Source organism: Enterobacter cloacae complex sp. 2024EL-00227, from assembly GCF_043945315.1.
GTDB classification, from domain to species: Bacteria; Pseudomonadota; Gammaproteobacteria; order Enterobacterales; family Enterobacteriaceae; genus Enterobacter; species Enterobacter roggenkampii.
The window spans coordinates 426,941-443,571 of record NZ_JBIMQP010000001.1 but is presented as its reverse complement, the minus strand read 5'-3'; the positions used below and the strand labels follow the sequence as shown (position 1 = coordinate 443,571).

The window sequence follows — 16,631 nt, the reverse complement described above, 5'->3', positions numbered from 1 at the left end:
AGTATTTTCCTGAAAAAAGATGTGTGGAATTACAACAAACTGACGACAGAATCAGCAATCAGTCGATTTTCCCTAAGATCAGGTTTGACAAAAGTTTTTTCGCCGCTAAGATAAGCCTCCACAACGATTCCTCTGTAGTTCAGTCGGTAGAACGGCGGACTGTTAATCCGTATGTCACTGGTTCGAGTCCAGTCAGAGGAGCCAAATTTAAAAAGCCTGCTTTTAAAGCAGGCTTTTTGCTTTGCGGATGAGGGAAAATGAACGCTCTGTTTGTCTACGGCACGCTGCGCCCGGGCCATTCTAATGCGCATATCCTTGAAAACATCGGCGGTGAATGGCTGGCCGGTTTCGTCTCCGGTACGTTCTACGAACGCGGCTGGGGTGCGGCGGCGGACTTTCCCGGGATTGTCCTCCACTCCGATGGACCGCGCGTCGAAGGCTATCTGTTTATCTCTGATAACCTTTCCGCACACTGGCAAATGCTGGATGAGTTTGAAGACGGCTATGACCGGGTTGAGGTCACGGTGACCACCACTGAAGGCAAGCAGGTTCAAGCCTGGATTTATCAGCTACAGCCACATTCTGAGTCATAAAAAAAGGCTCTCTGTCACCAGAGAGCCTTTTTCACGATTCGCTGCGATTACTCGCTTTTTGCTTCGCCGTTTTTGATTTCGCCCATCACTTTCAGCTTCTTAGAGATGTCGCGACGCTCTTTGGACAGTTCAGCGTTTTTGATGATGTAATCATCAACACGGTCTTCATAGTCGCTCTTCATGCTGGCGATGATGCCCTGAATAGCTTCAACGCTCATGCCTGGCTTGATGTAGTCGCTCAGGTTGTCGAGCAGCAGAACACGTTTCTGGTTGTCACGGATCTTCTTCTCAACGTCCTGGATTTCACGCTGCAGCTTGTTTTTGCGGCGGAACAGGCGGACGAATTCCAGAACATCCTGGAACGAAGGCTTGGTAGTTTCCATTTTTACACCCCTGATAATGTGAGATTCGGATTCGTTAAAGCAACCGTTGTAACAATAACCTTACTGACAGCGGCTGCGAATGACAATGAGTATATCGTTTAAACCTATCATAACCCCAATTGCTGCTGAATCGAAGCAGCAGGCGTCACATCCGCGTTTTATTTGCGCAGCGCCCGACAAATCAGATGCGATAGCAGCTCAAGCTGTCGCGCCAGTTCCATACTCAGCCAGACATAGCCATGAATGGGCGTTTCCGCCACGTTATCGCCCTGCCGCTCATTGATTAACTGCTTCAGCTCCGCAACGATCTCATTCAGCCGCTCGCTGTTTGCCAGTATCGGCTGCGGGTTACCTTCGTAGAGCGCATGAGCGATGGTCAACAGCGTTTGCTGCGTCATCTGCTGGGTCTCTTTGAGGGTCTGCGCGTTAAGCATCAACAGATGGCTCGGGCGAGAGGCCCAGTGCGCGTTGATTTGCAGTTCAAGCATACAGACCAGGTTGCGGCTTACCGTCTGGATGGCTTCGAAAATCGCTTTCTGAATATGGGTCTCTTTGCTGGCGGGCGTGATCAGGCCGCGCATTTTGACCACGTCGTTGAGGATGGTTTGCAGATGCTTTTCCAGCCGGGGGCGTTCAACCAGATTAGGGGAAAAACCGGCCTGATAGACGCGGTTAAACGCGGTGACATAGTTGGCCATCTGGATACGCCAGTGCAGAAAAGCCCGCTGCGGCCAGATGCCGGTAAACAGCATGGCGAGCAGTGAACCCAGAATGACATCCCCGCTTCGCCACAGCGCCGTGGTCATATCCCCGGCGGGTGCGCCGACCACCACCGCAAGAGTGATACCAATCAGTAGCGCCTGATAAGGACGCTTGCCCAACGCCAGCCAGCCGCACAGGAACATGGCGGCACCGCACCATATCAGCATGACCGGAAACGAGATAAGCTCCAGCTTCAGGGCGATTAGCCCCAGGGCCGAACCTAAAACGGTCCCGCCAATACGCTCGAAGGCGCGCGGGACAACGTTGCCCCAAAACGAGATGGGCCCCATCACCACCACCAGCGTGATCAGCGGCCACGTCCCTTCCGGAACATCCAGCAAGCGGACCAGGACAAACGTCAACACGAACGCCAGCGCGATGCGACACCCGTGCACCACACGGTAGTGTTTATACAACCGAATTTCAAAAGGGGTTAATGATTTGTCGGGACGCACACCCGCTCTCCAGCTACACGGCAAATCACAATTGTACTGTGTTTTCAGCCGGGCGGAACGGTCCCGGCTGAAAAACCCTTTATTCAGCAGGCCTAAACCGGTTTGTGCTCAACCGCGATATACATTTCAATATCCCAGTAGCCATCCGCGTTGCCGTCATTCAGGTAGCGCTCGAAGCAGGGTTTGAGCGCCATCTGATACGTATTGTCCTGCAGCAGGGAATTGAAGAACTGATACCACGGCGTGGCAAAGTCGTAGTTTTCCACACGCGCCGTCGCCACGGCATAATCCCCTCCCGCGATTTCCGTCATCATGACGCCTTCGCTGTTTTCCGGGATAACAAAATCGTCCGGTACGGTAACGGCCGTATCGCAGCGCAGTTTTTCGGCCGGGACCTCATCGGGGTTATCGTAGTAGACCGCTACCCACTCCAGGGGCTCAATGTGACGCCCGTCGACCCACATGACCAGCTGTTCAAAGCCCTGTTTTACCGTGTGTTCCCACGGACCGACCAAATGAAAACCGGCAATCTTACGTTTCTGCTGCTGCGTAATGCTGTAGTCCATGCTGCCTCCGTTTATCACTGTATATTTATACACTATAAAACTGGATTATCATTATCAGCAAACGAGGAGTGTTTATTATGTGAGCAGACTCGCAACCCTGCCAGTCTGCTCATCGGCGGTTAAAGCGTGTGATGCAGATAATCGCTCAGACGAGAGAACAGGCCGCCTTTATCAACGGCTTCCAGCGTGACCAGCGGCCAGTGGGCTACCACCTTGTCGCGATCGTAAAGCTGGATCTCCCCGACACGCTGATGCGCGGCAATCGGCGCTTCCAGCTCTTTTTTATCCAGCACGTATTTGGCTTTGATATTGGGCACCTCCGCTTTCGGCAAGGCCAGCCAGAAGTCCTGGTCGGTGCCCAGTTTTACCTGCTCCTTGTCGCCGTACCAGATGCGCTCCGTTCCCACTTTTTTTCCGTTATGCAGGATCTGCACCGTATCGAAATTCTGCTGCCCCCAGTGCAGCAGTTTTCGGGCCTGGTCCTCACGCCCTTTCGGGCTGTCCGCTCCCATTACAACGGCTATCAAACGACGCTGACCGTCAACAGCAGACGCAATCAGGTTAAAGCCGGCCCCCGAGGTATGCCCCGTTTTCAGCCCGTCTACGTTCATGGTCTTATCCCACAGCAGGCCGTTACGGTTCTGCTGGGTGATCCCGTTCCAGGTCAGGCTCTTTTCGCTGTACATATGATAAAACTCGGGCTCACCGTGGATAATGGCCCGGGAGAGAACGGCCAGGTCATACGCCGAGCTATGCTGGCCCGGCGCGTCCAGCCCGTGGACGGTTTCGAAGTGGGTATCACGCAGGTTCAGCTTCTGCACATAGTCGTTCATCATCTTCACGAACTGCGGCTGCCCGCCCGCCACGTGATCGGCCAGCGCCACGCAGGCGTCGTTGCCGGAATCGACAATCAGGCCGCGGCTCAGATCGCGCACGGTGACGCGATCTCCCTCCTTCAGGAACATCAGCGATGAACCGTCAAACACCGGGTTCCCTTTTGCCCAGGCATCACGCCCTACGGTGACGATGTCATCCGGGGTAATGCGGTGGCTATCAATGGCCCGATCCACCACATAACCCGTCATCAGCTTGGTCAGGCTCGCCGGATTACGTTGTTGATGTTCGTTGCCCGCCGTTAAAATCTGACCAGTCGTGTAATCCATCAGCACCCAGGAGCCAGCCTGAATGGCCGGAGGCTGCGGCGAAAAATCCAGTGGTTCGGCCGCAAAAGCAGATGAGACACTCGAAGCGAGTAAAGAAACAGCAATAAACAGACGGCGTTTCAACGGTATATCCTCAGGTCATTAAAAATCGATGACCTTTTTACGGGAGTTCTGATGTCGTTACCTGGCTTAATTGCAAAAAAATGTGACAGAACGCAGATTTTTCTCTGAAGCTGGCGCGCAAATTTGCGACGCGGCGGTGCTTTTTATTCGGTCTGACCCGCACGATCGTTTACCATAGTGACGTCATTTTTTAACAGGATGGTATTACTGGTGTCTGACTCTGCCGCTCGCCCGACTTTTTTGTTCCACGACTACGAAACCTTTGGCACGCATCCGGCGCTGGACCGACCGGCGCAGTTTGCCGCCATCCGTACCGACGACGAATTCAACATCATCGGCGAGCCAGAGGTCTTTTACTGCAAGCCGGCGGATGATTACCTGCCGCAGCCCGGCGCGGTGATGGTCACCGGGATCACCCCGCAGGAAGCGCGGGAAAAAGGCGTTAACGAGGCAGAATTCGCCCGACGCATCCACGACCTGTTTACCGTTCCCAATACCTGCGTGGTCGGTTACAACAACATCCGCTTCGATGACGAAGTGACGCGCAACATCTTCTATCGCAACTTCTACGATCCCTACGCCTGGAGCTGGCAGAACCGCAATTCACGCTGGGATTTACTCGACATCATGCGCGCCTGCTACGCCCTGCGTCCTGAGGGCATTCACTGGCCGGAAAATGAGGAAGGTCTGACAAGCTTCCGGCTGGAACACCTGACGCGCGCCAACGGTATCGAGCACAGCAATGCCCACGACGCGATGGCGGACGTCTATGCCACCATTGCCATGGCAAAGCTGGTGAAAAGCGCACAGCCCCGGCTGTTTGAGTATCTGCTGAGCCATCGCAGCAAGCAGAAGCTTATGACCCTTATCGACGTACCGCAGATGAAACCCCTGGTGCATATTTCCGGCATGTTTGGCGCCTGGCGCGGCAATACCAGCTGGGTTGCGCCGCTGGCCTGGCATCCGGACAACCGTAATGCGGTCATCATGGTGGACCTGGCGGGCGATATTTCACCGCTGCTCGAACTCGACAGCGATACCCTGCGCGAACGGCTTTATACCCCGAAAAACGAGCTCGGCGATCTGCCGGCGGTGCCGGTCAAACTGGTGCATATCAATAAATGTCCGGTCCTGGCGCAGGCGAATACGCTGCGCCCGGAAGATGCTGACAGGCTGGGCATTAACCGCCAGCACTGCCTCGATAATCTCAAAGTGCTGCGTGAAAATCCGCACGTGCGCGAGAAAGTCGTGGCCATTTTTGCCGAAGCCGAGCCGTTCGTGCCGTCTGAAAACGTGGACGCCCAACTCTATAACGGTTTCTTCAGCGATGCCGATCGCGCGGCCATGAATATCGTTCTGCAAACAGAGCCGCGTAACTTACCGGCGCTGGATATCACCTTCGCCGATAAGCGCATCGAAAAGCTGATGTTTAATTACCGCGCGCGTAATTACCCCGGCACGCTGGATGAAGCCGAGCAGGAACGCTGGCTGCAGCATCGTCGCAACGTGTTTACGCCAGAGTACCTGCACAGCTATGCACAGGAGCTGGAGATGCTCTACGGCCAGTATGAAGGGAATGCTGAGAAACAGGCGCTGCTGAAATCCCTGTTCCAGTACGCACAAGAGATAGTTTGATCGATGGGTATAAAAAAGCCGGAGGCGATGTCTCCGGCTTTTTTTTTGCCCGGTGGCGCGGCGCTTACGCGGGCCTACGGGGTATGTAGGTCGGGTAAGGCATAGCCGCCACCCGACACAGTCTTACGCGACGTCTTCGTACTGTGGAACCGGGTTACGGAAGCTCTTCGTGACGCAGGCCAGGTAAACCAGACCGATACCCGCCCAAATCAGGCCAAGCACCATCGAGCTCTCTTCCAGGTTAACCCACAGCGCGCCCACGGTCAGGGCACCGCACATCGGCAGGAACAGATACTGGAAGTGATCTTTCAGCGTCTTGTTACGCTTTTCACGGATCCAGAACTGAGAGATAACCGACAGGTTAACAAAGGTGAACGCCACCAGCGCACCGAAGTTAATCAGCGCCGTTGCCATCACCAGGTCAAAGTTAATCGCCAGAAGCGCGATCGCACCGACCAGGATAATGTTCATCGCCGGGGTACGCCAGGTTGGATGCACGTAGCCGAAGAAGCTTTTCGGGAATACGCCATCGCGGCCCATTACGTACATCAGACGCGCAACGCCTGCATGCGCGGCCATACCGGACGCCAGTACGGTGATGGTGGAGAAGATCAGCGCGCCGACCTGGAACGCTTTACCCGCCACGTACAGCATAATTTCCGGCTGAGACGCATCCGGATCCTTGAAGCGAGAGATATCCGGGAAGTACAGCTGCAGGAAATAGGTCGAGAAAATAAAGATCAGACCGCCAATCAGCGCCGTCAGGAAGATGGCACGAGGAATTACGCGCTCTGCATCTTTGGTTTCTTCAGAGAGGTTGCTGATCCCGTCAAAACCGGTAAAGGAGAAGCACAGAATGGTTGCCCCGGTAATCATCGGGATCACATGCGCATCACCAGACCAGAACGGCTTGCTGCTCGCCAAGGTGCCCGCGCCTTCGCCGTGGAATACGCCGTAAATCACCATGCCAAGAATAACCGCAATCAGGACAACCTGAAGCACAACGATAACGGAGTTAAAGTTGGCGACAGACTTGATGCTGCGCAGGTTAAAGGCCGTCATAAAGGCCACCAGCGCCACAACGAACATCCAGGATGGAATCGACGGCACCAGCGCTTCAAAATAGATTTTTGCCAGCAGAATGTTGATCATCGGCGCGAACAGATAGTCGAGCAGCGAAGACCAGCCCACCATAAAGCCAACCGTCGGGCTGATGGATTTCTGGGCATAGGTGTAAGCGGAACCCGCAGACGGATAGCGACGCACCAGTTTACCGTAGCTCAGCGCGGTAAAGAGGATCGCAATCAGCGCGAAGCCATATGCCGTTGGCACATGACCGTCTGTGAGGCCTGATACGATACCGAATGTATCAAACAGCGTCATCGGTTGCATATAGGCCAGGCCCATCATAACAACCGGAATCAACGTAAGCGTTTTACGTAATTCCACGCGAGAGGTGTTTGGAGTTGCGTTATGCGACATAGTTATTCTCCTTTACGGTGATAACCGCCACGTAAGCGAAAAATTGCCCCATTTCTTTCTTCCTCAGCGACAACAACTGTCGGATTTTAGTAAATATCTATCCGGTACGAAGCCCGGCCTCTTGGTTTTTAGTTTCGTTTCGTACATGCAAAAAAAAATAACCGACGCCTTTTATATCGTCGATTATTCATTTGGTTGCAGCGGCGGCATTTTGCCCCACATCGGATACAAAAGGCAATACTTTGCAACGCACCGGGTCATTTTCTTTTTGCTAACTGGCTGATTTCTCGACGCTGCCCTGAGCATATACAGCAGCGATAGCACTATTTGCTAAAATTTCGTCCCGCCACCAGGCACTCGCCAGCCCGGCGGTCTGTTCATTCCAGCCTACCCAGACCGATTCATGGCTGTTTTGAGCAAGTACCTGTTTTTCAACAAGCGCACCGCTGTCAATAAAGCGCTGCGCCAGATAGCGGGGTAAATAGCCGCAGCCCAGACCGCTAATTTGCAGCTCAAGCTTGGTTTTAAAGTCGAAAACGGTAATCGCTTCCTGCTCGTCAAGCAGTTGCGAGGAGACCGCACATTCCGGGCGAGAGCTGTCACCCACTACAATCGCGCGGTAGCCTTTAATCACGCGGCGGTTAAGCGGCTCGGGCTCCTGAGCCAGCGGATGATGAGGCGCCACGGCAAATACCTGCTCCAGCACGCCAAGGCGGGCAAAACCAAATTCACTGAGTTGGGGAGGCTCATGCAATGCACCGACAAAAATGTCCGCCCTGCCCTGGGTTAAGGCATCCCAGGAACCGCCCAGCACGCCGTTGATGAAAATAAGCCGGGTGACGCTGTGATGTTGGTAAAACATTTCAATCAGCGGCGTCAGGAGAGAAAACGGAAAGGTGTCATCCACCCCAATCACCAGCTCGTTTTCCCATCCCTGATGCAGTTTGACGGCCTGTTTTTCGAGTTCACGAACGGTATGGAGGACTTCGCGGCCTTTTTCCAGCAGCATCTGTCCGGTGCGGGTAAAGCGTGCGCGATGCCCGGAGCGATCGAGGATCTGGATATTGAGATCGCTTTCCAGTTTTTGAACGGTATAGCTCAAGGCAGATGGGGTTTTGTAGAGCTTCGCCGAGGCTGCCGCAAAGCTCCCCTCTTTTTCCAGTGCATCCAGAATAATAAGAACATCCAGCAGCGGTTTCATGCTCGCCCCCTTCTGGCGTGCGATCGTCTCCGCTGCGGAACTTATTCCATGGGCATCACCAGCGGATCGGGATACTGATACTCAAACCCAAGCTCATGACAAATGCGATTGCCATCAACAATTTTGCCTTTACTGCCATCTTTTGCCTCACCAAAGACCGGCGGAGCCAGGCCCAGCTGACGTGCCATCAGCGGGTAAAAGGTGCTGCGCGCCGGATGAGTCGGTGCACATATATTATAGATGTGTCCGCCTTTCGGAGCCTGTAAGAGTAGCTCAATTGCGCCAATAACATCCTCAAGATGGACAAGATTCACGCCATGCTGGCCGTCTGGCGCAGTCTTTCCGGCAAAGAAGCGTCCCGGATGGCGGCCAGGGCCCACCAGCCCCGCCAGACGAACGATATCGACCTGCGTGCCGGGAAGATTGTGCAGCCAGTCTTCCAGCTCTTTCAGGACCTGACCGCTCGCGGTAACGGGACGGCGCTCGGAAGTCTCTTTTACTACGCCCTCAACCTCACCATAGACCGACGTCGAGCTGGTGAAAACAATGCGCGGTACGTGATGCGCCAGCGCGCTGTCGACTATCTCCTGCATCGCCTGCAGATAAAATGATTCACCCGGGCCGCTGCGCCGCGCGGGTAGCGTAATCACCAGCGCATCGACGTTCATCAGCGTGTCCAGATCGTCCGCATCACACACCAGTTCCGGCTCCAGACGCAGTTCAACGCCATCAATACCGCACATGCGCGCCGCTTCGACCCCATCTCGGGTGGTCTTGCTCCCGGTCACCTGCCAGCCTTTCGCGGCTAATGACATCGCCAGCGGCATTCCCAGCCATCCTAAACCGACAATCGCGACCTTTTTCATGCGAATTCTCCTGACTCTCACTCGTCTTTCATAAGGCTACGCCAGCCCGGCAGAACACACAATTCATAGCATCAATATGAAATGAATTAATGATCAAAAAAAGCCCTTGCAATATGTCGCACAACTGGTTTAGGTTAAAAGACATCAAATGAATAAGCATTCATCGAGAATTTATATGACACGCGTTCAATTTAAACACCACCATAATCACCATCATCCTGACTAGTCTTTCAGGCGATGTGTGCTGGAAGACGTTTGGATCTTCCAGTGGTGCATGAACGCATGAAAAAGCCCCCGGAAGATCTTCTTCCGGGGGCTTTTTTTTGGACCGAATTCAGACAGGTTAAAACAGGTTAACGAGGAATAAAGAATGTTAGATAACTCACGTTTACGCATAGCTATTCAAAAATCAGGCCGTTTAAGTGACGATTCACGCGAACTGCTGGCCCGCTGCGGGATTAAAATTAACCTGCACACCCAGCGCCTGATTGCTCTGGCTGAAAACATGCCCATCGACATTCTGCGCGTGCGTGATGACGATATTCCCGGCCTGGTCATGGATGGCGTCGTTGACCTCGGCATCATCGGTGAAAACGTGCTGGAAGAAGAGCTGCTGACCCGCCGCGCGCAGGGCGAAGACCCGCGTTACTTCACCCTGCGTCGTCTGGACTTCGGCGGCTGCCGCCTGTCGCTGGCAACGCCGGTTGATGAAGCGTGGGACGGCCCGGCCGCGCTGAACGGCAAACGTATCGCCACCTCCTACCCTCACCTGTTAAAGCGCTATCTGGATCAGAAAGGCGTGCAGTTTAAATCCTGTCTGCTGAACGGTTCTGTTGAAGTGGCGCCGCGTGCGGGTCTGGCGGACGCCATCTGTGACCTGGTCTCTACCGGCGCGACGCTGGAAGCGAACGGTCTGCGCGAAGTGGAGGTGATCTACCGCTCCAAAGCGTGCCTGATCCAGCGTGACGGAGAGATGGCCGACGCTAAGCAGCAGCTGATCGACAAACTGCTGACCCGTATTCAGGGCGTCATTCAGGCGCGTGAATCCAAATACATCATGATGCACGCCCCAACCGAGCGTCTGGATGAAGTGATTGCCCTGCTGCCGGGCGCCGAGCGCCCAACCATCCTGCCGCTGGCAGGCGATCAGCAGCGCGTGGCGATGCACATGGTGAGCAGCGAAACCCTGTTCTGGGAAACCATGGAAAAACTGAAGGCACTGGGCGCAAGCTCCATCCTGGTGCTGCCAATTGAGAAGATGATGGAGTAATGGCCATGAGCTTTAACACAATCATCGACTGGAATACCTGTAGCGACGCACAGCAGCGCGAGCTGCTGATGCGCCCGGCGATTTCCGCCTCTGAAAGCATCTCGCGCACCGTGGCGGAGATCCTGGATAACGTCAAAGCCCGCGGCGATGACGCGTTGCGTGAATACAGCGCGAAGTTTGATAAGACGGACGTCGGCGCATTAGAGGTTACCGAGCAGGAAATGATTGATGCCAGCAATCGCCTGGGGGATGACATCAAGCAGGCGATGGCCGTCGCGGTGAAAAACATTGATACCTTCCACACCGCGCAAAAGCTGCAGACCGTGGATGTCGAAACCCTGCCCGGCGTGCGTTGCCAGCAGGTGACGCGCCCGGTTGCGTCCGTCGGCCTCTATATTCCCGGCGGCTCTGCCCCGCTTTTCTCCACCGTGCTAATGCTGGCGACTCCCGCACGCATTGCCGGATGCCAGAAAGTGGTGCTGTGCTCTCCGCCACCGATCGCCGATGAGATCCTCTACGCGGCGAAGCTCTGCGGCGTGCAGGCGGTGTATAAAGTGGGCGGCGCGCAGGCGATTTCGGCCCTGGCGTTCGGCACGGAATCCATTCCCAAGGTCGACAAAATCTTTGGCCCGGGCAATGCGTATGTGACCGAGGCTAAGCGTCAGGTCAGCCAGCGTCTGGACGGCGCGGCCATCGATATGCCTGCCGGCCCGTCTGAAGTGCTGGTGATTGCCGACAGCGGCGCCACGCCGGACTTCGTGGCCTCCGACCTGCTTTCCCAGGCGGAACACGGCCCGGACTCGCAGGTTATCCTGCTGACGCCGGATGCCGATATGGCGAAACGCGTGGGCGAAGCCGTGGAGCGTCAGCTTGCCGACCTGCCCCGCGCCGACACGGCACGCCAGGCGTTAGCGGCCAGCCGTCTGATTGTGGCGCGCGATCTCGAGCAGTGCATTGCCATTTCTAACCAGTACGGTCCGGAGCACCTGATTATTCAGACCCGAAATGCGCGCGATCTGGTCGACAGCATTACCAGCGCGGGCTCGGTGTTCCTCGGCGACTGGTCACCGGAATCCGCGGGCGATTACGCCTCCGGCACCAACCACGTGCTGCCAACGTATGGCTATACCTCAACCTGTTCCAGCCTGGGGCTGGCGGATTTCCAGAAACGCATGACCGTGCAGGAGCTCTCCCGCGACGGGTTTGCCTCGCTGGCGTCCACCATTGAAACCCTGGCCGCCGCCGAGCGCCTGACCGCTCACAAAAACGCCGTTACGCTGCGCGTTGCAGCCCTGAAGGAGCAAGCATGAACATTGAAGAATTAGCCCGTGAAAATGTCCGTCGCCTGACGCCCTATCAGTCTGCGCGTCGTCTGGGCGGTAAAGGGGATGTCTGGCTGAACGCCAACGAATATCCAACGGCGGTGCAGTTTGAGCTGTCGCAGCAAACGCTGAACCGCTATCCGGAGTGTCAGCCGAAGGCGGTTATTGAAAACTACGCGCAGTACGCTGGCGTGAAGCCAGAGCAGGTGCTGATCAGTCGCGGTGCGGATGAGGGCATTGAACTGCTGATCCGTGCCTTCTGCGAGCCGGGCAAAGACGCGGTAATGTACTGCCAGCCGACCTACGGTATGTACAGCGTCAGCGCGGAAACCTTCGGGGTGGCGTGCCGCAACGTGCTCTCACTGGAGAACTGGCAGCTGGATCTGCAGGGGATTGCCGACAATCTTGACGGCGTAAAAGTGGTGTTTGTCTGTAGCCCAAACAACCCGACCGGGCAGATTATTAACCCGCAGGATATCCGTACCCTGCTGGAGATGACGCGCGGTAAAGCCCTGGTGGTCGCGGACGAAGCCTACATCGAGTTCTGCCCGCAGGCGACGCTGGCTGGCTGGCTGGAGGAGTATCCGCACCTGGTGGTGCTGCGTACGCTATCGAAGGCTTTCGCCCTCGCGGGTCTGCGCTGCGGATTCACCCTGGCGAATAAAGAGGTCATTGACCTGCTGCTGAAGGTGATCGCCCCGTACCCGCTCTCAACGCCGGTTGCCGATATTGCGGCACAGGCGCTGACGCCTCAGGGGATTAACGCGATGCGCGAGCGCGTGGCGCAAATCCTGGAGGAACGTCAGTACCTGGTGACCGCCCTGAAGGATATCCCGTGCGTGGAGCAGGTGTTCGACTCGGAAACCAACTACATCCTGGTGCGCTTTACCGCTTCCAGCGCCGTATTTAAATCTTTATGGGATCAGGGCATTATCTTACGAGACCAGAATAAACAACCTTCTCTGAGTGGCTGCCTGCGCATTACCGTCGGCACCCGTGCAGAGAGCCAGCGCGTGATTGACGCCCTGAAAGCGGAGAAAGTATGACCCAGAAGATCCTTTTCATCGATCGTGACGGCACCCTTATTTCGGAGCCACCAGCTGATTTTCAGGTCGACCGATTCGACAAGCTGGCGTTTGAACCTGACGTGATCCCGGTGCTGCTCAAGCTGCAAAAAGCCGGGTACAAGCTGGTGATGATCACCAACCAGGACGGTCTGGGTACCGACAGCTTCCCGCAGGCAGACTTTGACGGCCCGCATAATCTGATGATGCAGGTGCTGACTTCTCAGGGCGTGGTGTTTGATGAAGTGCTGATTTGCCCGCACATGCCAGCCGACGAGTGCGACTGCCGTAAGCCAAAGGTGAAGCTGGTCGAGCGCTATCTGGCGGAGGATGTGCTGGATAAGACCAACAGCTATGTCATCGGCGATCGCATCACCGATATTACGCTGGCGGAGAACATGGGCATCGCTGGGCTGCGCTATGACCGCAACAACCTTAACTGGGCGATGATTGGCGAACAGCTGACAAAACGTGACCGCTACTCGCACGTTGAACGCAACACCAAAGAGACACAGATTGATGTGAAGGTCTGGCTGGACCGCGAAGGCGGCAGCAAGATCCACACCGGCGTGGGTTTCTTCGACCACATGCTGGACCAGATTGCCACCCACGGCGGTTTCCGCATGGAGATCGCGGTAAAAGGCGACCTCTATATTGACGATCACCACACCGTGGAAGATACCGGCCTGGCGCTGGGTGAAGCCCTTAAGCTGGCGCTCGGTGATAAACGCGGTATCAACCGTTTTGGCTTTGTCCTGCCGATGGACGAGTGTCTGGCGCGCTGTGCGATGGATATCTCCGGCCGTCCGCACCTGGAATATAAAGCAGACTTCAATTACCAGCGCGTGGGCGATCTGAGCACCGAAATGGTGGAGCACTTCTTCCGTTCATTGTCCTACACCATGGGCCTGACGCTGCACCTGAAGACCAAAGGCAAGAACGACCACCACCGCGTGGAGAGTCTCTTCAAGGCCTTCGGCCGCACGCTGCGCCAGGCAATTCGCGTGGAAGGCGACGCCCTGCCCTCATCAAAAGGAGTGCTGTAATGAACGTGGTGATTCTGGATACCGGATGCGCCAACCTGAACTCCGTAAAGTCGGCCATCACCCGCCACGGCTACGAACCGGTGGTTAGCCGTGACCCGGACGTGGTGCTGCGTGCCGACAAGTTATTTCTGCCGGGCGTAGGCACTGCGCAGGCGGCGATGGATCAGATTCGCGAGCGCGAGCTGGTCGATCTGATAAAAGCCTGTACCCAACCGGTGCTGGGCATTTGCCTGGGTATGCAGATCCTGGGCCGCCGCAGCGAAGAGAGCAACGGCGTTGACCTGCTGGGCATTATCGACGAAGACGTGCCGAAAATGACCGACCACGGTCTGCCTCTGCCGCATATGGGCTGGAACCGCGTGTACGCCAAAGCGGGCGACAGGCTTTTTCGCGGCATTGAAGATGGCGCGTATTTTTACTTCGTGCACAGCTACGCCATGCCGGTGAACGTCAATACCATCGCCCAGTGCACTTACGGCGAGGCGTTTACCGCAGCCGTACAGAAAGACAATTTCTTCGGCGTACAGTTTCACCCGGAGCGCTCGGGCGCCGCGGGCGCGAAGTTGCTGAAAAACTTCCTGGAGATGTGATGATTATACCCGCGTTAGATTTAATTGACGGCACGGTTGTCCGTCTGCATCAGGGTGATTACGGACAGCAGCGAGACTACGGAAACGACCCGCTGCCGCGTCTGCAGGATTATGCCGCCCAGGGTGCTCAGGTGCTGCATCTGGTCGATTTAACGGGTGCGAAAGATCCGGCGAAGCGCCAGATCCCGCTGCTTAAAAATCTGGTTGCCGGTGTTGATGTGCCGGTACAGGTCGGCGGCGGCGTGCGTACGGAAGATGACGTTGCCGCGCTGCTGGATGCGGGCGTGGCGCGCGTGGTGGTCGGTTCAACCGCCGTGAAAGATCCTGAGACGGTGAAGGGCTGGTTCCGCCGCTTTGGCGCCGACGCGCTGGTGCTGGCGCTGGACGTGCGCATTGACGAACAGGGTAATAAGCAGGTGGCGGTCAGCGGCTGGCAGGAAAACTCCGGCGTGACGCTGGAGGCGCTGGTCGAGATGTATCTGCCCGTTGGCCTTAAGCACGTGCTGTGCACGGACATCTCCCGTGACGGCACGCTGGCGGGCTCCAACGTCTCGCTGTATGAAGAGATCTGCGCGCGTTATCCGCAGGTAGCGTTCCAGTCTTCGGGCGGAATTGGTGATTTAAACGATATTGCCGCGCTGCGCGGAACCGGCGTGAAGGGCGTGATTGTGGGCCGGGCCCTGCTGGAAGGTAAATTTACGGTGACGGAGGCGATTCAATGCTGGCAAAACGGATAATCCCTTGCCTGGACGTGCGTGACGGCCAGGTCGTGAAAGGCGTGCAGTTCCGCAACCACGAGATCATTGGCGACATCGTTCCGCTGGCAAAACGCTATGCCGATGAAGGCGCAGATGAGCTGGTGTTCTACGATATTACCGCGTCCAGCGATGGACGCGTGGTCGACAAAAGCTGGGTCGCTCGCGTGGCGGAAGTGATCGATATTCCGTTCTGCGTGGCGGGTGGGATTAAATCCGCTGACGATGCGTCCAAAATTCTCTCGTTTGGTGCCGACAAGATTTCCATCAACTCTCCTGCCCTGGCCGACCCGGAGCTCATTACCCGCCTCGCCGATCGTTTTGGCGTGCAGTGTATTGTGGTTGGGATCGACACCTGGTATGACGCCGCAACGGGCAAGTATCACGTCAACCAGTACACGGGGGATGAAAGCCGCACGCGCGTGACGCAGTGGGAAACGCTCGACTGGGTGCAGGAAGTGCAGAAGCGTGGCGCGGGCGAGATTGTCCTCAACATGATGAACCAGGACGGCGTGCGTAACGGGTATGACCTCGAACAGCTGAAAAAAGTTCGTGAGGTCTGCCACGTTCCGCTGATTGCCTCCGGCGGCGCGGGCACCATGGAACACTTCCTCGAAGCCTTCCGCGATGCGAACGTGGACGGCGCGCTGGCCGCTTCCGTGTTCCACAAACAGATTATTAATATTGGTGAGTTAAAAACGTACCTGGCCGACCAGGGCGTGGAGATAAGGGTATGTTAACAGAGCAACAACAGGCGCAGCTGGACTGGAAAAAAACGGACGGATTACTGCCGGTGGTTGTCCAGCATGCCGTCTCAGGCGAAGTGCTGATGCTGGGCTATATGAACCAGGACGCGCTGGCGAAAACGATCGACAGCGGCAAAGTGACGTTTTACTCCCGCACGAAAGAGCGCCTGTGGACCAAAGGCGAAACCTCGGGCCATTTCCTGAATGTAGTAAGCATTACGCCGGACTGCGATAACGACACCCTGCTGGTACTGGCAAACCCCATCGGTCCGACCTGCCATAAGGGCACCAGCAGCTGCTTCGGCGAGGCGAGTCACCAGTGGCTGTTCCTGTATCAACTGGAGCAGCTGCTGGCAGAGCGTAAAACGGCAGATCCGGAGAGTTCTTATACCGCGAAGCTGTACGCCAGCGGAACCAAGCGTATTGCGCAGAAGGTGGGTGAAGAAGGCGTTGAGACGGCGCTGGCCGCGACCGTGCATGACCGCGAGGAGCTGACGAACGAAGCGTCTGACTTGATGTATCACCTGCTGGTGCTGCTGCAGGATCAGGCGCTGGATTTGACGGCGGTGATAGAAAACCTTCGCAAACGTCACAAATAAAAAAACCGGG

At 56.2% G+C, this 16,631-nt stretch carries 19 protein-coding genes, 1 tRNA gene and 1 other annotated feature; of the genes, 12 read left to right on the top strand and 8 right to left on the bottom strand.

Features of this window, described 5'->3' with window-relative positions; genetic code table 11:
- Window positions 1-128 precede the first annotated feature (128 nt).
- Together ACHH0Z_RS01960 and ACHH0Z_RS01955 are read left to right on the top strand one after the other, a co-directional pair.
- Window positions 129-204 (top strand) — tRNA-Asn (locus tag ACHH0Z_RS01960).
- 53 nt (window positions 205-257) lie between these two features.
- On the top strand, window positions 258-593 hold the full coding sequence (locus ACHH0Z_RS01955) for a gamma-glutamylcyclotransferase family protein (RefSeq protein WP_008499468.1): 336 nt from the start codon (window positions 258-260) through the stop codon (window positions 591-593).
- A gap of 47 nt (window positions 594-640) precedes the next feature.
- On the opposite strand, the gene ACHH0Z_RS01950 is transcribed toward ACHH0Z_RS01955, so the two are convergent.
- The 4 genes from ACHH0Z_RS01950 to dacD form a co-directional block, all read right to left on the bottom strand.
- On the bottom strand, window positions 641-976 hold the full coding sequence (locus ACHH0Z_RS01950; RefSeq protein ID WP_008499467.1) for a DUF496 family protein: 336 nt from the start codon (window positions 974-976) through the stop codon (window positions 641-643).
- A gap of 158 nt (window positions 977-1,134) precedes the next feature.
- Window positions 1,135-2,193: an FUSC family protein gene (locus tag ACHH0Z_RS01945; RefSeq protein WP_045354318.1), complete on the bottom strand. Its 1,059-nt coding sequence runs from the start codon at window positions 2,191-2,193 to the stop codon at window positions 1,135-1,137.
- Window positions 2,194-2,285: 92 nt separating this feature from the next.
- Entirely contained in the window at window positions 2,286-2,759 is a 474-nt protein-coding gene (gene sbmC, locus ACHH0Z_RS01940) for a DNA gyrase inhibitor SbmC (RefSeq protein ID WP_023293783.1), read from the bottom strand.
- A 119-nt stretch (window positions 2,760-2,878) separates the two neighbouring features.
- Window positions 2,879-4,045: a serine-type D-Ala-D-Ala carboxypeptidase DacD gene (gene dacD / locus ACHH0Z_RS01935; protein WP_008499464.1), complete on the bottom strand. Its 1,167-nt coding sequence runs from the start codon at window positions 4,043-4,045 to the stop codon at window positions 2,879-2,881.
- Between the two features lie 198 nt (window positions 4,046-4,243).
- Between dacD and sbcB the strand changes: the two genes are divergently transcribed.
- Window positions 4,244-5,680: an exodeoxyribonuclease I gene (sbcB, locus tag ACHH0Z_RS01930; protein WP_391524566.1), complete on the top strand. Its 1,437-nt coding sequence runs from the start codon at window positions 4,244-4,246 to the stop codon at window positions 5,678-5,680.
- Between the two features lie 123 nt (window positions 5,681-5,803).
- On the opposite strand, the gene plaP is transcribed toward sbcB, so the two are convergent.
- From plaP to ACHH0Z_RS01910, 4 genes are all read right to left on the bottom strand, one after another.
- Window positions 5,804-7,162 carry a putrescine/proton symporter PlaP gene (plaP, locus tag ACHH0Z_RS01925; RefSeq protein ID WP_008499462.1) on the bottom strand — a complete coding sequence of 453 codons (1,359 nt, stop codon included), beginning with the start codon at window positions 7,160-7,162 and terminating at the stop codon, window positions 5,804-5,806.
- Window positions 7,152-7,214: a membrane protein YoeI gene (yoeI, locus tag ACHH0Z_RS01920; RefSeq protein ID WP_099458931.1), complete on the bottom strand. Its 63-nt coding sequence runs from the start codon at window positions 7,212-7,214 to the stop codon at window positions 7,152-7,154. The genes plaP and yoeI overlap by 11 nt, the downstream gene beginning before the upstream one ends.
- Before the next feature lie 219 nt (window positions 7,215-7,433).
- Window positions 7,434-8,363 carry a LysR substrate-binding domain-containing protein gene (locus ACHH0Z_RS01915; protein ID WP_021241428.1) on the bottom strand — a complete coding sequence of 310 codons (930 nt, stop codon included), beginning with the start codon at window positions 8,361-8,363 and terminating at the stop codon, window positions 7,434-7,436.
- Between the two features lie 41 nt (window positions 8,364-8,404).
- The gene (locus tag ACHH0Z_RS01910; protein ID WP_008499460.1) at window positions 8,405-9,229 is read right to left on the bottom strand and encodes an SDR family oxidoreductase; all 825 of its coding nucleotides are present in this window, start codon (window positions 9,227-9,229) and stop codon (window positions 8,405-8,407) included.
- Window positions 9,230-9,404: 175 nt separating this feature from the next.
- On the opposite strand from ACHH0Z_RS01910, the gene hisL reads away from it, so the two are divergent.
- From hisL to hisIE, 9 genes are all read left to right on the top strand, one after another.
- A complete protein-coding gene (hisL, locus tag ACHH0Z_RS01905; RefSeq protein ID WP_102046738.1) occupies window positions 9,405-9,455 on the top strand; it encodes a his operon leader peptide in 51 nt (16 codons plus the stop codon).
- Window positions 9,431-9,554 (top strand) — a sequence feature (His leader region). (Overlaps the previous gene by 25 nt.)
- A 45-nt stretch (window positions 9,555-9,599) precedes the next feature.
- Window positions 9,600-10,499 carry an ATP phosphoribosyltransferase gene (hisG, locus tag ACHH0Z_RS01900; RefSeq protein WP_000886595.1) on the top strand — a complete coding sequence of 300 codons (900 nt, stop codon included), beginning with the start codon at window positions 9,600-9,602 and terminating at the stop codon, window positions 10,497-10,499.
- 5 nt (window positions 10,500-10,504) lie between these two features.
- Complete coding sequence (hisD, locus tag ACHH0Z_RS01895) at window positions 10,505-11,809, top strand: histidinol dehydrogenase (RefSeq protein ID WP_045407749.1); 1,305 nt, start codon at window positions 10,505-10,507, stop codon at window positions 11,807-11,809.
- Window positions 11,806-12,867 (top strand): histidinol-phosphate transaminase, encoded by a 1,062-nt coding sequence (hisC, locus tag ACHH0Z_RS01890; RefSeq protein ID WP_045407568.1) that lies wholly within the window; start codon window positions 11,806-11,808, stop codon window positions 12,865-12,867. The genes hisD and hisC overlap by 4 nt, the downstream gene beginning before the upstream one ends.
- A complete protein-coding gene (gene hisB / locus ACHH0Z_RS01885) occupies window positions 12,864-13,931 on the top strand; it encodes a bifunctional histidinol-phosphatase/imidazoleglycerol-phosphate dehydratase HisB (RefSeq protein ID WP_023344483.1) in 1,068 nt (355 codons plus the stop codon). Before hisC ends, hisB begins: the two co-directional genes overlap by 4 nt.
- Entirely contained in the window at window positions 13,931-14,521 is a 591-nt protein-coding gene (hisH, locus tag ACHH0Z_RS01880) for an imidazole glycerol phosphate synthase subunit HisH (protein WP_045407571.1), read from the top strand. Before hisB ends, hisH begins: the two co-directional genes overlap by 1 nt.
- Window positions 14,521-15,258, top strand: a complete 738-nt coding sequence (hisA, locus tag ACHH0Z_RS01875; protein WP_045407574.1) for a 1-(5-phosphoribosyl)-5-[(5-phosphoribosylamino)methylideneamino]imidazole-4-carboxamide isomerase — start codon at window positions 14,521-14,523, stop codon at window positions 15,256-15,258. Before hisH ends, hisA begins: the two co-directional genes overlap by 1 nt.
- Window positions 15,240-16,016 (top strand): imidazole glycerol phosphate synthase subunit HisF, encoded by a 777-nt coding sequence (gene hisF, locus ACHH0Z_RS01870; protein WP_045407578.1) that lies wholly within the window; start codon window positions 15,240-15,242, stop codon window positions 16,014-16,016. The genes hisA and hisF overlap by 19 nt, the downstream gene beginning before the upstream one ends.
- Window positions 16,010-16,621 (top strand): bifunctional phosphoribosyl-AMP cyclohydrolase/phosphoribosyl-ATP diphosphatase HisIE, encoded by a 612-nt coding sequence (gene hisIE, locus ACHH0Z_RS01865; RefSeq protein WP_039266702.1) that lies wholly within the window; start codon window positions 16,010-16,012, stop codon window positions 16,619-16,621. The genes hisF and hisIE overlap by 7 nt, the downstream gene beginning before the upstream one ends.
- Window positions 16,622-16,631: the final 10 nt, after the last annotated feature.